Source organism: Arthrobacter sp. BK1 (assembly GCF_056680055.1).
This window is the reverse complement of record NZ_CM155263.1, coordinates 3,361,200-3,375,400: the sequence shown is the minus strand read 5'-3', so window position 1 is coordinate 3,375,400 and position 14,201 is coordinate 3,361,200. Positions and strand designations below refer to the sequence as shown.

The 14,201-nt window shown below is 66.9% G+C and carries 13 protein-coding genes; 2 read left to right on the top strand and 11 right to left on the bottom strand.

Annotated features, from left to right (window positions below; all coding sequences use genetic code 11):
• Window positions 1-4 precede the first annotated feature (4 nt).
• The 10 genes from cobA to AC1MCA_RS15360 form a co-directional block, all read right to left on the bottom strand.
• Window positions 5-1,261, bottom strand: coding sequence for a uroporphyrinogen-III C-methyltransferase (gene cobA / locus AC1MCA_RS15405; RefSeq protein WP_479798913.1), 1,257 nt, complete (start codon window positions 1,259-1,261; stop codon window positions 5-7).
• A 363-nt stretch (window positions 1,262-1,624) separates the two neighbouring features.
• A complete protein-coding gene (locus tag AC1MCA_RS15400) occupies window positions 1,625-2,578 on the bottom strand; it encodes an ABC transporter permease (protein WP_479798912.1) in 954 nt (317 codons plus the stop codon).
• The gene (locus AC1MCA_RS15395; RefSeq protein ID WP_108598526.1) at window positions 2,568-3,293 is read right to left on the bottom strand and encodes an ABC transporter ATP-binding protein; all 726 of its coding nucleotides are present in this window, start codon (window positions 3,291-3,293) and stop codon (window positions 2,568-2,570) included. The genes AC1MCA_RS15400 and AC1MCA_RS15395 overlap by 11 nt, the downstream gene beginning before the upstream one ends.
• A 40-nt stretch (window positions 3,294-3,333) precedes the next feature.
• A complete protein-coding gene (locus tag AC1MCA_RS15390) occupies window positions 3,334-4,476 on the bottom strand; it encodes an ABC transporter substrate-binding protein (RefSeq protein WP_479803420.1) in 1,143 nt (380 codons plus the stop codon).
• A gap of 130 nt (window positions 4,477-4,606) precedes the next feature.
• Window positions 4,607-5,773 carry an RtcB family protein gene (locus AC1MCA_RS15385; RefSeq protein WP_479798910.1) on the bottom strand — a complete coding sequence of 389 codons (1,167 nt, stop codon included), beginning with the start codon at window positions 5,771-5,773 and terminating at the stop codon, window positions 4,607-4,609.
• Window positions 5,774-5,882: 109 nt separating this feature from the next.
• A complete protein-coding gene (locus AC1MCA_RS15380; protein WP_479798909.1) occupies window positions 5,883-7,307 on the bottom strand; it encodes a sulfate adenylyltransferase subunit 1 in 1,425 nt (474 codons plus the stop codon).
• Window positions 7,308-8,255, bottom strand: a complete 948-nt coding sequence (gene cysD, locus AC1MCA_RS15375) for a sulfate adenylyltransferase subunit CysD (RefSeq protein WP_479798907.1) — start codon at window positions 8,253-8,255, stop codon at window positions 7,308-7,310.
• Window positions 8,252-8,971, bottom strand: coding sequence for a phosphoadenylyl-sulfate reductase (locus tag AC1MCA_RS15370; protein ID WP_479803418.1), 720 nt, complete (start codon window positions 8,969-8,971; stop codon window positions 8,252-8,254). The genes cysD and AC1MCA_RS15370 overlap by 4 nt, the downstream gene beginning before the upstream one ends.
• Window positions 8,972-9,039: 68 nt before the next feature.
• A complete protein-coding gene (locus tag AC1MCA_RS15365; protein WP_479798905.1) occupies window positions 9,040-10,785 on the bottom strand; it encodes a nitrite/sulfite reductase in 1,746 nt (581 codons plus the stop codon).
• A gap of 133 nt (window positions 10,786-10,918) precedes the next feature.
• Window positions 10,919-11,653 carry a sirohydrochlorin chelatase gene (locus AC1MCA_RS15360; RefSeq protein ID WP_479798903.1) on the bottom strand — a complete coding sequence of 245 codons (735 nt, stop codon included), beginning with the start codon at window positions 11,651-11,653 and terminating at the stop codon, window positions 10,919-10,921.
• A 61-nt stretch (window positions 11,654-11,714) separates the two neighbouring features.
• Between AC1MCA_RS15360 and AC1MCA_RS15355 the strand changes: the two genes are divergently transcribed.
• Window positions 11,715-12,383: a trimeric intracellular cation channel family protein gene (locus tag AC1MCA_RS15355; RefSeq protein WP_479798901.1), complete on the top strand. Its 669-nt coding sequence runs from the start codon at window positions 11,715-11,717 to the stop codon at window positions 12,381-12,383.
• Between the two features lie 89 nt (window positions 12,384-12,472).
• Window positions 12,473-12,898 (top strand): hypothetical protein, encoded by a 426-nt coding sequence (locus AC1MCA_RS15350; RefSeq protein WP_108600810.1) that lies wholly within the window; start codon window positions 12,473-12,475, stop codon window positions 12,896-12,898.
• 269 nt (window positions 12,899-13,167) lie between these two features.
• Here AC1MCA_RS15350 and AC1MCA_RS15345 read toward each other — a convergent pair whose 3' ends face one another.
• Window positions 13,168-14,007 (bottom strand): type IV toxin-antitoxin system AbiEi family antitoxin domain-containing protein, encoded by an 840-nt coding sequence (locus AC1MCA_RS15345; RefSeq protein WP_479798899.1) that lies wholly within the window; start codon window positions 14,005-14,007, stop codon window positions 13,168-13,170.
• Window positions 14,008-14,201: the final 194 nt, after the last annotated feature.

Sequence of the window (14,201 nt, the reverse complement as noted above, 5' to 3'; positions counted from 1 at the left end):
GAAGCTAAGAGGCGAGGACTCGGGGCTTATTGGGGCTGGTGGTGCTGTAATCGGCTGTCCTGAAGTGCGACGGCGCGAAGGGGCTCACGCGCACCACGTCACCGATCACAATCACGGCGGGATTTGCGACGCCGGTGGCTTCCGCCTGGTCGGCGATGGAACCGAGCGTGCCGATGGTCACGCGCTGATTCGGCAGATAGCCGTTCTCAACGATGCCAACTGGAGTGTCCTGAGGCAAACCGGCTCTGCCCAGGGCGGATGCCGAAGCACGGAGCGCGGCAACGCCCATCAGCAGGACGATCGTATGGTCCGCGCGGGCGGGAACCTCGGACAGCTCCTCGTGTCCGGTGACCACGCTGAAGCCTTTGGCCAGGCCGCGGTGCGTCACGGGGATGCCCGCTGCGGCCGGTACGGAGATCGCGGACGTGACGCCTGAGACGACTTCAACCTCGACGCCGTGCTGCCGGCAGTGTTCGGCTTCCTCGCCGCCGCGGCCCAGGACGTAGGGATCGCCGCCCTTGAGCCGGACCACGCGGTGACCCTTGAGGGCCTCCTCGACGAGGATCCGGTTGATCTCGGCCTGCGGCACGGGATGGTGGCCGGGGGTCTTGCCCACTTCGATGACGCGGACGTCCGGGGCGAGTTCGTTGAGCAGTTCGCGGGGGCCGAGGCGGTCTGCCACCACGACGTCGGCCTGGCCCAAGAGCCGGCGGCCGCGGACGGTGATGAGGCCGGTGTCGCCGGGACCGCCGCCCACGAGAGCCACGGAACCGGCTGAGGCACGGCGGCGGCGCAGCGGGAGATCTCCTGTTTCCAGCGCGGTGGCGACGGCGTTGCGCAGGGCCATGGCGCGGCGCGGGTCTCCCCCGGCGTTAACGGCGATCTGCACGTCGTCGACAACGGCGACGGCGGGCGTCCAGGCGGCTGAAGCTTCATGGTCGGAGGCGTTGACGCACCAGATGCGCTGCGCCTCGGCGTCGGCTGAAACCCGGGTGTCCACGGCGGGATCCCCGGTTGCGGTCTGGACGAACCAGACGCCCTCGACGTCTTCCGGACGGTAGGTGCGCTGCTCCCAGGTGAGGAGGCCGGCGTCGGCCAGTTCCTGGAGCGCGGCTGAGGCATCGGGAGCGACCACAGTGACCCGGGCACCGGCGTCGAGCAGGCCCTTGGCGCGGCGGGTAGCCACGGGGCCGCCGCCCACCACCAGCACGGGGCGGCCGAGCAGCCGCAGCGCTGTGGGGTAAATATCCTGAATTGCCATGGATCAACGGTAGGTTGCCGTCACATTCGCCAACAACGGCACGGAAACACCAGTTCACGTAAGGTAACGCTGCGTCACATAGGCCGGGCCGCCGTCGTCGGCCCCAGCGCACCCCAGGAACCAGCAACGCGGGGTCACTCCCGGCCCACTAATCGACGTTTATTGGGTCGGGAGTGACCCCGCGTTGGAGGGATGGCAGAGGACGGACCGTCAGTCGTAGGAGGGGCCCGACGGCGGGACTCGCCGTCGTGCGTTCCATCACGGCGCGTAGGGCCCGGATTAAACCAACGCGGGGTCAGATCCGGCCCGATAACCAGTGGTTATTGGGCAGGATCTGACCCCGCGTTGCAGGAAAAAAGCGGGTTAGCGGGTGCTGCCGGCGAGGAGGCCGCGGCTGCGGAGGAGGCGCTTCTCGATCGGCGCGAAGACCAGGAGCTCGATCAGGATGCCCACGGCCAGAATCAGCAGGATCGCGGCCATCACCACGGTCATGTCGGACAGGACACGGCCCTGGTCCAGCAGCGAGCCCAGGCCGAAGCCGATGGTCCCGCCCACGGCGATGATTTCGGCGGCCATCAGGGAGCGCCACGAGAAAGCCCAGCCCTGCTTCAGCCCGCCGAGGTAACCGGGAAGGGCTGCGGGGAGGACAATCTGCAGCGCCATCTGGAGCCGGTTGGCACCCAGAACAGTCCCCACCCGGCGGTACTGCGGCGGGATCTGGTCCACGCCGGAGATCAGGCCGTTGATGATGGAGGGGATGGCGCCCATAAACACCACGAAGTACACGGTGGCATCGGTGAGGCCGAACCAGATGATCGCGGCCGGAACCCAGGCCACAGAGGGCAGGACCTGAAGCCCGGAAATCAGGGGGCCGAACGCCCGGCGAAGCGGTGCCACCTGCGCCAGCAGCAGGCCCACCGGAGTAGCGATCGCCACAGAAATCAGGAACCCCACGATGCCGCGCTGGAGCGAGGTCCACACCGCCTCCTGCAGCTTGCCCTCGCCCCACAGCACACCGATCTGGCCCAGCACATCGAGCGGGCCGGGCACCAGGTCGCGGCGCTTGACACCGAGGGAGACATAGAACTGCCAGATCAGGACCAGGACCACCAGCGCGGCAACCGGCAATAGGATGCGGCTCCAGTCGATCCGGTGCTTGCGGGCGGCGTCGGACTGCAGGGAGTCCAGGCCGGCCTCAAGCTCACGCAGGTCCTCGTTCCCGGTGGAGGACCGGGTGAGGGCTGCGTGGACCTTCTCAGCGGAAGCGTGCTCCGCTACCGGCTTTTCTTCCGCCAGGGGGGTGGGGTTATTTGGCATGGCGGCGGATCTCCTCGCGCAGCCGGGCGGTGATGACCCCGGTCAGCTGGCCGGCCAGGCCGGCGTCGGTTCGGTGTTCCTCGGAGACGGCCCATTCCTGGACCACCCGGCCGGGGCGGGATGAGAGCAGCAGCACGCGCTGGCCCAGCCGCACGGCCTCGCGGACGTTGTGCGTGACAAAAACGATGGTGCGCCCGGTTTCTTTCCAGATGCGTTCCAGCTCATCGTGGAGGAGGTCGCGGGTGATGGCGTCGAGCGCGGCGAACGGCTCGTCCATCAGGAGCAGCTGCCGGTCCTGAGCGAGCGATCGGGCCAGCGCCACACGCTGGCGCATGCCGCCGGAGAGCTCGTGCGGGCGCTTGTCCCCGGCCTCGCCGAGGTGCACGAGGTCGAGGAGTTCATCTGCCTTGACCCGGCGCTGGGACTTGCCGACGCCGCGCAGCTTCAGGGCCAGCTCGATGTTCTCCCGGGCCGTGAGCCACGGAAACAGCGCGGCGTCCTGGAACATAAATGCGGCACCGTCGCTGGGCACTTCCAAAGCGCCCGACGTCGGGACTTCCAGTCCCGCCATGATGTTCAGCAGGGTGGATTTGCCGCAGCCGGAGGCACCGAGGAGGGCGACGAACTCGCCCGCGCCGATGGTGGCGTTGACGTCGTCCAGCACCGGGGCGCCGTCGCCGAAGCGCTTGCCCAGGTTTTCCAGTACGACTGGCATGGTCCCGTCCTTAGATTGGTGGATTGCTGGTAATGCGGGGTCAGTCCTGGCCGAGGCCGGCGGCTGAGGTGGGCTGTCCGGTCTTTCCGGCGGCGATGACTTCGTTCAGGGCGCGGAGGTCGAACAGCCCGGTGATGTCGGCCTGCTTGGTGGTACCGGCCTCCACTCCGTCTTTGAGCAGCTTGGGGTAGGTTCCGGCGAGCGGGTCCACGGTGAACACAATGTTCTGCAGGGACCGGTCCAGGACGTCGGCGGGCAGCGCGGCGCCGGCGGCTTCCTGCAGTGCGGCATTGACGACGGCCGACTTCTCTGGCTCGGGAGTGTCATTGAGCCAGGCCACGGATTCGGTGTGGCCCTTCAGCAGCGCCTTCACGGTCTCCGGATGGGCGGCGGCAAAGTTCTTGTTCACGATCAGGATGGTGGTGGGAAACTCACCGGGTTTGCCGGACGCCGAGCCGTCCCAGAGGTCCTTTTCATCCACCAGCACTTTCGCCCCCGCAGTCAGTACCAAACGGGAGGCCCATGGCTCGGGCAACCACGCGCCGTCGAGCTTTCCGTCCTGGAACAGTTTCAGCGTCTGGGCGTTTTCGGTGGGATTGATGGCGACGTCGCCGCTGCCGTCCACGTTGGTCTTGTAGCCCTGGGAGCCAAGCCAGGCGCGCAGCGCGACATCCTGCGTGCCGCCCAGTTGCGGGGAGGCCAAGGTCTTGCCGCGGAGATCGGCGGCGGAGTTGATGTCCGGCTTCACCACCAGCTGGGCCCCGCCCGCGGCAGCACCGGCGATGACGCTGATGGACTCGCCCTGGCTCTTGACAAACGAATTGATGGCCGGGTTGGGGCCGATGTAAGTGGCGTCGATGGCCCCGGCGTTCAGCGCCTCAATGGCGGCGGGTCCCGCGTTGAAGGTCTCGGTACTCAAGCGGGTGGAGCCGAGGTTGCGGGCCAGGATTCCCTGTTTCAGGCCCACCAGCGCGGGCGCGTGGGTCAGGTTTCCGAAGTAGCCCAGCTTCAGTTCGTCTGCAGCCGTCGGCGCCGGCGCGGCCTGGGCATCCGTGTTACGGGAAATGGTGGACGCCACCACGGCGCCGGCTGCGATCAAAAGGACCAGTCCGATCGCCAGGAATGCCTCGATGGCACGCTTGCGCTGGGGTGCTGCGCTTTCGCCTGCCACGATGCGGGTCATCCCGGGCTTGGAACTAGTCATTGTTTCACCATAGGGAGTGTCATAAACCCGTTCAATGACGCGGAAACGGGGGGTCACGCGGGTTCATCTAGCGTCACATTGAGTGGCTACAGGACGCCTTCGGGCGGTTTCAGTCGCCCTTAACGTTGACGAGCTGCCGCAGCTTGTGCCGTACCTTCACGAGGTCCTGCGCGTCACGCATCACCACGTCGATGGGCTTGTATGCGGCCGGGATCTCATCGATGAATGCCTCGCTGGCCCGGAACTCGATCCCCTGCATTGCCTGCTTCAGTTCCGTCAGCGAGAAGGTCTTCTTTGCCGCATTCCGGGAGTATTCGCGGCCGGCACCGTGCGGGGAGGAGTTCAGGGAGGCCGGGTTCCCCAGCCCTTCCACAACGTACGACGCCGTCCCCATGGACCCCGGAACAAGTCCCGGATCGCCCCGCCCGGCTTTAATGGCACCCTTCCGCGACACCCAGACCGACTTGCCGTAGTGCGTCTCGAGCTGGGTGAAGTTGTGATGGCAGTTGATCCGCTCGCGCTCCTTGACCGGCCCGCCCACCCAGTTGCGGAACTGCGCCACAACCCGGTCCATCATTTCCTCGCGGTTCAGCAGGGCAAAGTGCTGGGCCCACCGCAGCTCCTCGATGTACCGCCGGAACTCGGGTGTGCCCTCCTCCAGGTATGCCAGGTCCGGATCGGGCACGCGGGTGCCGCGCTTGTGGGTGACCTCCCGGGCAACGCCGATGTGATGCTGCGCGATCTTGTTGCCCACGCCGCGCGAGCCGGAGTGCAGGAACAGCCAGACGGCGTCGTTCTCATCGGCGGATACCTCAATGAAGTGGTTCCCCGAGCCCAGCGAGCCCAGCTGCAGGTCCCACTTCTCCACATACTGGCCAGGGTTGAACCCGGCTTGGGCCGCCAGCTCCCTCAGCTCGGCGATCCGGGGTACAGCGGTGGCCTGGACTGTCCGGTTATTGTGGCCGGCGGACAGCGGGATGGCCCGTTCGATGGCTTCACGCAGCGGTTTCCGGTTTTTGGGGAGGTCCTTCACCTGGTACTGGGTCCGCACCGCGATCATGCCGCAGCCGATGTCCACCCCCACGGCGGCCGGAATGATCGAGCGCAGGGTGGGAATGACCGAGCCCACGGTGGCACCCTTGCCCAGGTGCGCGTCCGGCATCAGGGCCAGGTGCGGGTAGATGATGGGCAACGTGGCCGTGGCAAGGGCCTGTTCGCGGGTATTGTCGTCCAGGATCGAGGCCCAGCTGATGAGCTTGCTGTTGATGGTCTCCACCGCGTCGCCTCCCTACCTTAAGGATACGAAACGACAAAACCGCGGCCTGTCCGCGGAGCCGGCCCGTAAGGGTCCGGAACTGCGAACAGGCCGCGGCGTCGGTACAAACTCAGATCGAGTAGCGCTCGTCCTCGTGGTCGCCCGGGTGGTCCTTGACCAGGCCCGCGGCCAGCGTGTTGCCGTCCAACGGATCGATGACTAGGAACGCGCCGGTGCGGCGGTGGTGCGTGTAGTTCTCCAGCGGCAGCGGGGCGGCGAGCCGGAGCTGCGCGTGGCCGATGTCGTTCAGCTCCAGGCTTGAGGTGGCTTCGAGCTTGAAGGAGGCCAGGTCCAGCTTGCCGCTGACGTTGCGGACCAGCGCCTGGACGGTGCGGGTGCCGTGCTTGACCAGCACCTTGGCACCCTCCCGCAGGGGCTTCGGTGACAGCCAGCACAGGGCGGCGTAAAGGTCGGCGGAGGATTCGCGGACGGTGCCGGCGGCGGCGATGGTGTCACCACGGGCGACGTCGAATTCCTCGGCCAGGCGGATCGCCACGGACTGCGGGGCGAACGCTTCCTGCAGGGACTCACCGGCGAAGTCGATGCCCACCACGGTGGTGGTGCGGGCGGCCTGGCCCGGCGTGAGCACGGAAACCTTGTCCCCCACCTTCACCGAACCCTCGGTGATCTGGCCGGCGTAGGCGCGGTAGTCGCGGTAGGCCTCAACGTCCAGGCCGGCGGCAACGGCGTCGGGAGCGAGTGCACCCTGCGGCCGGATGACCAGCTGCACGGGGAACCGGAAGCTCTCCAGCTGCGTGTCGATCTCGTCGGCTGCCGGCAGGGTTTCGAGGACCTCCAGCAGGGCAGGGCCGTCGTACCAGGGGGTGCGCTCGGAGCGGTCCACCACGTTGTCGCCGTCGAGGGCTGAGACGGGGATGACCAGGAGGTCGTCGATGTGGTCGGCGGTGCCCAGTTCGGCGGAGCCGATGCCCAGTTCGCGGGCCACCTGCTGCACGTCGGCCTGGATTTCGCGGAACACGGACTCGCTGAAGTCCACGAGGTCGATCTTGTTGACGGCCACAATGACGTGGGCCACACGCAGCAGCTGCAGCACGGAAAGGTGCCGGCGGGTCTGCTCCAGGACACCCTTGCGGGCGTCAATGAGTACGACGACGGCATCCGCAGTGGACGCGCCGGTCACCGTGTTCTTGGTGTACTGAACGTGCCCGGGGCAGTCGGCCAGGATGAAGCTGCGCTGGTCCGTGGCGAAGTAGCGGTAGGCCACGTCGATGGTGATGCCCTGCTCACGCTCGGCGCGCAGGCCGTCGGTCAGGAGGGCCAGGTCGATCCCGCCCTTTTCGCCGCCGAAGCCGCGGTCGGAGGAGGTGCGGGCAACGGCGTCGAGCGTGTCAGCAAGAATTGCCTTGGAATCGTGAAGGAGGCGGCCCACCAGAGTGGACTTCCCGTCGTCGACCGATCCGGCGGTGGCAAAGCGGAAAAGCGTGGTGGGCAGGGCGGTTTCCAGCCCGGCCAGCGGCAAAGTTTCGGTGCTCATTTAGAAGTAACCATCCTTCTTGCGGTCTTCCATGGCTGCCTCGGAGATGCGGTCATCTGCGCGGGTGGCACCACGTTCGGTGATGGTGGAGGCGGCAACTTCAATCACAACGTCGCTCACGGTGGCTGCGTCCGATTCGACGGCGCCTGTGCAGGACATGTCGCCCACGGTGCGGTAGCGGACCGTCTTGGTGATGACTTCCTCGTGCGGCAGCGGCTGGGAAACCTCGCCGACTGCGCGCCACATGCCGTCGCGGGCAAACACTTCGCGGTCGTGGGCGTAATACAGGCCCGGCAGCTCGATGTTCTCGCGTTCGATGTAGCGCCAGATGTCCAGCTCGGTCCAGTTGCTGATGGGGAACGCGCGGACGTGCTGGCCCACGGTGTGGCGGCCGTTGTACAGGTTCCACAGTTCGGGGCGCTGGTTGCGCGGGTCCCACTGGCCGAACTCGTCGCGGAGGCTCAGGATGCGCTCCTTGGCGCGGGCCTTGTCCTCGTCACGGCGGCCGCCGCCGAACACGGCGTCGAACTTGTTCTTCACAATGGCGTCCAGCAGCGGGACGGTCTGCAGCGGGTTGCGGGTGCCGTCGGCACGCTCGGCCAGCTCGCCACGGTCGATGAACTCCTGGACGGAGCCGACGACGAGCTTAAGTCCCAGCCTTTCAACCGTGCGGTCGCGGAAGTCGATGACCTCGGGGAAGTTGTGTCCCGTGTCAACGTGCAGCACGGGGAACGGGACCTTGCCCGGCCAGAACGCCTTGGTGGCCAGGTGCAGCATCACCACGGAGTCTTTGCCGCCGGAGAACAGCAGCGCGGGCTTCTCGAATTCGGCAACAACCTCCCGGATGATGTGGATGGCCTCGGATTCGAGGGTGTCCAGGCTGGAGAGGCGCGTGGATACGGCAGCTTCAGTCACCTGGCTGGTCTCCTCAGTTAGGTAAGTGCTCATACGTGTAGTCCGCATTCTGTCTTGTCGGTGCCTGCCCAGCGGCCGGCGCGGGGGTCATCGCCCGGTGCAACCTTCCGGGTGCAGGGCTGGCAGCCGATCGAAGGATAACCCTGGGAAAGCAGCGGGTTGACGGGCAGGAGGTTGTCATCGGAGTACTGGACCAGCTGGTCGAAGCTCCACGCAGCCACCGGGTTCACCTTGACCAGGCCGTTGACCTCGTCCCAAGTGACCAGCGGGGTGTTGGTGCGGGTGGGGGCTTCGTCGCGGCGGACGCCGGTGAACCAGAGTTCGTAGCCGGCCAGGGTGCGGCGCAGCGGGGCCACCTTGCGGAGGGCGCAGCACTGGGCGGCGTCGCGGGCGAAGAGGTCCTTGCCCAGGAGCCGGTCCTGCTGCTCCACGGTGTTCTCCGGCAGGACATCCACCACGTTGACGCGGAGGTTCGCGGCCACCTCGTCACGCGTGGCGTAGGTTTCCGGGAAGTGGTAGCCGGTCTCCAGGAACAGGACGTCGACGCCGGGCAGCTGGTCAGCAACCAGGGCCGGCAGTACGGCGTCGGCCATGGAGCAGGCGACGGCCACAGCGGGCAGCTCGAAGTTGCGCTCCACCCAGGCGATCACGTCGCGGGCCGGGGCGTCCCAGCCGAGCTCGGCGGCACCTGACTCGGCGATTGCCTTCAGTTCGTCGTGCGTGCGGAGTTTGGGGGACGCGGCTGCCAGCGTTGCCTCAACCTGTTCAGAGGCGACGGCCGGCTCAACGACGGGGTCAATACCCGCTGCGTGCTTGCTCACTGGAGGGCCCCCTCATCTGCTGCGTGGGCCCACTCGGCGAAGGTCTGGCCTTCGGCGCGCTGGGCAACAAAGGTGCGGACAACGCGCTCCACGTAGTCCGGCAGGTCCTCAACGTAGACCTTGAGGCCGCGGACCGTGCGTCCCAGGCCTGCTTCCTCGCGGTCGGTGGAAGCCAGGCCGCCGCCCAGGTGGACTTGGAAACCCGGGGTGGGGTCGCCGTCGGGCGTTGGCAGCATCATGCCCTTGAGGCCGATGTCCGCGGTCTGGATGCGGGCGCAGGAGTTGGGGCAGCCGTTGATGTGCAGGGACAGCGCGTGCGGCAGTTCGCCGGACTCCGTGAGGTCCGCGAGGCGGCGTTCCAGTTCTGCGACGGCAGTGGCTGCGGTGACCTTCGTTTCCACGATGGCCAGCTTGCAGTACTCGATGCCGGTGCAGGCGATGGTGCCGCGGCGGAACACGGACGGGCGGGCGGACAGGCCCAGGGTGTCCAGCTCGGCCACGAGGGGCTCCACCTGCTCCTTGGGAACGTCCAGCACAACCAGCTTCTGGTGCGGGGTGGTGCGCAGGCGGTAGGAACCGCGGGACTCGAGGGTGTCCGCGAGCTTGACCAGCTGCGAGCCGGAGAGGCGGCCGGCCAGCGGGGTGGCGCCGATGAAGAACTTGCCGTCCTTCTGCTCGTGCACGCCGATGTGGTCGCCCGGGGAGGTGGGCTTCGGGGCGGCGGGGCCGTCGGCCAGCTTGTAGCCGAGGTATTCGTCCTCGAGGATCTGGCGGAACTTCTCCGGACCCCAGTCGGCCATGAGGAACTTCAGGCGGGCCTTGGTGCGCATGCGGCGGTACCCGTAGTCGCGGAAGATGCTGGTGACGCCGAGCCACACTTCGGCGGCTTCCTCAGGCCTCACAAAGGCGCCCAGGCGCTTGCCCAGCATCGGGTTGGTTGAGAGCGCGCCGCCGGCCCAGAGATCGTAGCCGACGCCGAGTTCGGGGTGCTTCACGCCGACCAACGCGAAGTCGTTGATCTCGTGGACCACGTCCTGGCTGGGGTGGCCGGTGATGGCGGTCTTGTATTTGCGCGGCAGGTTGGAGAGCAGCGGGTTGCCGATGAAGCGTTCGCCCAGCTCGGCAATCAGCGGCGTGGGATCGATGATCTCGTCCTTGGCGATGCCGGCCACGGGCGAGCCCAGGATGACGCGCGGGACGTCGCCGCAGGCCTCGGTGGTGGACAGGCCAACACCTTCCAGGCGGGTCCAGATCTCGGGGATGTCCTCCACCCGGATCCAGTGCAGCTGGATGTTCTGGCGGTCGGTGAGGTCGGCGGAATCCCGGGCAAAGTCCACGGAGATCTGGCCGATGACGCGCAGCTGCTCGGTGGTGAGCGCACCGCCGTCGATCCTTACCCGGAGCATGAAGTACTTGTCCTCGAGCTCGTGCGGCTCAAGCGTTGCGGTCTTGCCGCCGTCGATCCCGGGCTTGCGTTGGGTGTACAGGCCCCACCAGCGGAAGCGGCCGTGCAGGTCCTGGCCAGGGATGGAGTCGAAGCCCTCTTTGGAGTAGATGGACTCGATACGCTCGCGGACGTTCAGGCCGTCGTCTTCCTGTTTCCAGGTTTCGTTGGCGTTCAGCGGAGTTTTGCCGTCCACTTTCCACTGCCCGTGCGGTTTTGCGGCGGGGCGGTTGGTGCGCGCGGGGCGCTTGGCGGCTGCGGAGTCCGCGGACGCTCCGGCTAGAGCTGTATCAGTCATGCATCGACTGTAGGGTGCCGCCGAAGGGCGTAACAAAGGTCCGGAAACGTTGAGTCACCTAGGGAAACATTTCGTCACGAAACGCCGACGAGCCTTGAAGATGCCCCTCCGCTGTGCTTTCCGGGGCCCTTTGTTAGTGCCCGCCCGCGACGGCGGCGTCGTACCTGTCCAGCGCGATCCGGGCGAGCACGGGCGATGGCAGCAGCGGCTCAGTGACGAGGTCGGCACCCGCTTTTGCCAGCTGGTCGTGGAAGAAGCCCGGCGCCAGCAGGTAGGACGCAATCACCACGCGGCCGCCCAGGTCCACGGCTCCCGCGGACTCCCCCGCCCCGGCACCCCCGGCCGCTTCCTCGCGGAGCATGGCGACGGCGTCGGGCACTGACGGCTTGGCCGAGGCGCCATAGGCGGCCACGATCCTGTTGCTCCGCAGTTCCCGGAGCTGGCCCAGAAGTTCCTCCACACTGACGGCGGCATTGGGGTTGGACGAGCCCGCAGCGGCAAGGACGATCAGGTCGCGGTCGGTGACGCCGGCCTCGCGGAGCCGCTGGTCCAGGAGCGCGGCAAGCCTCGGATCGGGGCCCAGCGGCGCCGCAGCCAGGCTCCCCGGCCTGCTCTTCACGGCACGCGCGATGTCCACCTTGACGTGGTAGCCCACGCTCAGAAGCAAGGGCACGACGACGGCTTCGGCACCTTCGGGCAGGCCCGCCACCACGTCCACGAGGTCAGGCTGCTGGACGTCAACATACGCTTCCCGCACGTCAAGGCCGGGACGCAGCGCGGCGATGCCGTCCCTCAGGGCGTTGACCTCGGCCGCACCCTGGGAGCTGGACGTCCCGTGGGCACAGGCGATCATGATCGGGTTATTCATAGGGGCTAGCGTAACGTTGGAGCCGCCCTGTCCGCCCAACTTTCACCTAGCCGGGACGCCCATGACATTCGCCTTTGACAACGCTCCCGTGTGGCTGGACCTGCTGGGCGTGTTCTTCTTCGCGGTGTCCGGCTCACTCCTGGCCGCGCGGAAGAACATCGACATTGTGGGCTCGCTGCTCCTGGCCTCCCTCGTGGGCCTGGGCGGCGGCGTGATCCGCGACCTCATCCTCAACAGCGGCCCGCCCGCCGCCTTCACCAACCCCGCCTACCTGTTCCCGCCGCTGCTGGCCACCGTTCTGGTCTACTTCCTGTACTCCAGCGTCCAACGTGTGACCTCGCTGCTGACCCTGTTCGACGCCGGCGGGCTGGCCCTCTTCTGCATGACCGGCACGGTCAAGGCCCTGGCTGTGGGCATGCACCCCGTGGCTGCGGTGCTGCTGGGCGTCATGACGGCGGTGGGCGGCGGGCTGCTGCGGGACGTCACAGCCAACGAGGTGCCCGAACTCTTCAACCCCAAGGACATCTACGCCCTGCCCGCGTTCCTGGGGTCTGCGCTGACCGCCATTCTGTGGGTTGCCGGCGCCTTTAACGTTCTCTCGGCAGCCGGCGTCGCCGCCGTCGTCTTCACCTTCCGGGTCCTCGCCTGGCGCCGCCACTGGCAGGCACCGCTGGCCGTGCACGGCTGGCAGCGGCGGGGCGAACCCGGGGACTCGGGCGGCGGCTCTTAGGGCGGTGATCCGGGCGGGTCCGCGGACGGTGATCCGGGCGGCTTTTTGGGCGGCTTTTGGGACCCCGGCGATTAGCTAGGATTAGAGCCATGACTGACATGTTCCTCGAGAAATTCCGTGCGCTTGTTCCGAAGTATCTCGAAGATGAATGGCAGGAAGAGGACGGCCTTACCACTGAAGAGCTGGATGCCGCCCTCGCAGAACACCAGTTCCAGGTTCCGTTGGTGCTGAAGGAGTTCTACCAGGCCGTTGGCGGCTGCGAGGACCTCATGGAGGCCTACCACTACTTCTGGGACCCGGAAGAGCTGGAAGTTGATGACGAAGGCTTCCTGATGTTTCTTGAGGACGAGGAAGAACAGTTCACCTGGGGCATCCGCGTGGGCGACCTCAGCGTCCCGGACCCCATCGTCTACCGCCGCAACAACGCCCGCGGACAGTGGAAATCCGAGGAGGGCACCTTCTCCGAGTTCGTCTTCGACATGTTCGAGTGGGCCTTCAACGACGAAGAGGACTAAGGCTCCCGTCGCGGGCGCCGAAGGCTACCTGCCGGGAGGCTCTCCCCTCGTCGCCTTCCCGCCGCTGCAGCCTGTCGCGCCTCCGCGTACCCCTCCTGCTGCACGCACGTGCGGCCTAAACGGGGCACATTGACACGGACTCGCCGCAGTCCAAGCCTGTTTCGCGGTCTGCATCGCCCAAAGTGCCCCAGACGGCGCGAGTTACTTCCCGCTGAAATCCCCACGACGGCGGGAGTTACTTCCCGCTGAAATCCCCACGACGGCGGGACTCACCTAGCGCCGAAGGCTCCCTGACGGGAAAGTTCAAGGACCTCCACCACCTGGGCCACCATCCGCTCAGGGTGATGGACGACGTCGTCGTAGCCAAATCTGAGGCCGAGGCGCCCGCCAATCAGGGTGGCATTGTTGCGTTTTCGGTCCTTTTTCACTTGGCGTGGCTCCAAGTGGGTGTCTCCGTCGGTCTCCACAACGAGGCAATCCTCAATCAGGAAATCCACCTCTCCCACTTCTGGAATGTCTACATGCCGCCGCACCTGTAGACCCGCACGGCGGAAGTGGTAGTCGGCCAGCACCTCCAGCAGGGAATCCGCCCGCGGGATCACGTTGTCCAGGAGGGCCCGGGCGCGGGCGTTGCGGTTCCCAGGAAGCTTGCGCCGCAGGAACTCCAGGGTGATATCGCCACGTTGGGCTGCACACTGGAGCATGACCAGCGACTCCACCGTGGGCAGGCAGCGCAGAGAATGAATGAGCACGTCGGCCAGGCCGGCGACCGGCAACCAGGGGTGGGTGGGATGAGGGCACCGACCATGAATCAGCGTCCCCGGCGGCGCCTTCTTGTGCCCCGGGCTGAGATGCACCGAAGACGCTTCGTGGAGAGTCCACAGCCGGTACGTCGGGGCGGCCGACAGGCACGTGACCAGGGCGTTGTGCTGCAAGGCCAGGCCGAGCGAGCCTGCCTCACGGGGCGTACTGTAGATACCCCGCCGAATCCGGACAATGCGCCCGGCACCCAGCGCCTTGTCGAGGTGGGCCCGGGAGAATCCTGCGCCACGGAGCGTCGAGGCCCGGGCTACGCCGGCCCGGGCACGTAGAAAAGTCTCAATATCCATGGCTCCAAAGTGCCCCCGCACCCCGGCAAAAGGCAGATCGAGTATGCGCCATGTGGAAAAGCCGGCCGTCGCGGGGCACTGTGACATGGACACGCCGCCTTTTAGCCGGGGACTAAGTCCAATAGGCCGCAAAGTGCCCCCCGAAGGAGCGGGAAATTCTGTGACACCGGCAGTAACAAGGGGCTTGCGCTTTA

What these genes read in the sequence shown, in the direction of transcription:
- AC1MCA_RS15345 (WP_479798899.1), bottom strand. Translation starts at nt 14,007, where the DNA reads ATGGATATTGAGACTTTTCTACGTGCCCGGGCCGGCGTAGCCCGGGCC.
- AC1MCA_RS15400 (WP_479798912.1), bottom strand. Translation starts at nt 2,578, where the DNA reads ATGCCAAATAACCCCACCCCCCTGGCGGAAGAAAAGCCGGTAGCGGAG.
- AC1MCA_RS15380 (WP_479798909.1), bottom strand. Translation starts at nt 7,307, where the DNA reads ATGAGCACCGAAACTTTGCCGCTGGCCGGGCTGGAAACCGCCCTGCCC.
- AC1MCA_RS15365 (WP_479798905.1), bottom strand. Translation starts at nt 10,785, where the DNA reads ATGACTGATACAGCTCTAGCCGGAGCGTCCGCGGACTCCGCAGCCGCC.
- AC1MCA_RS15350 (WP_108600810.1), top strand. Translation starts at nt 12,473, where the DNA reads ATGACTGACATGTTCCTCGAGAAATTCCGTGCGCTTGTTCCGAAGTAT.
- cysD (WP_479798907.1), bottom strand. Translation starts at nt 8,255, where the DNA reads ATGAGCACTTACCTAACTGAGGAGACCAGCCAGGTGACTGAAGCTGCC.
- AC1MCA_RS15355 (WP_479798901.1), top strand. Translation starts at nt 11,715, where the DNA reads ATGACATTCGCCTTTGACAACGCTCCCGTGTGGCTGGACCTGCTGGGC.
- AC1MCA_RS15390 (WP_479803420.1), bottom strand. Translation starts at nt 4,476, where the DNA reads ATGACCCGCATCGTGGCAGGCGAAAGCGCAGCACCCCAGCGCAAGCGT.
- AC1MCA_RS15360 (WP_479798903.1), bottom strand. Translation starts at nt 11,653, where the DNA reads ATGAATAACCCGATCATGATCGCCTGTGCCCACGGGACGTCCAGCTCC.
- AC1MCA_RS15395 (WP_108598526.1), bottom strand. Translation starts at nt 3,293, where the DNA reads ATGCCAGTCGTACTGGAAAACCTGGGCAAGCGCTTCGGCGACGGCGCC.
- cobA (WP_479798913.1), bottom strand. Translation starts at nt 1,261, where the DNA reads ATGGCAATTCAGGATATTTACCCCACAGCGCTGCGGCTGCTCGGCCGC.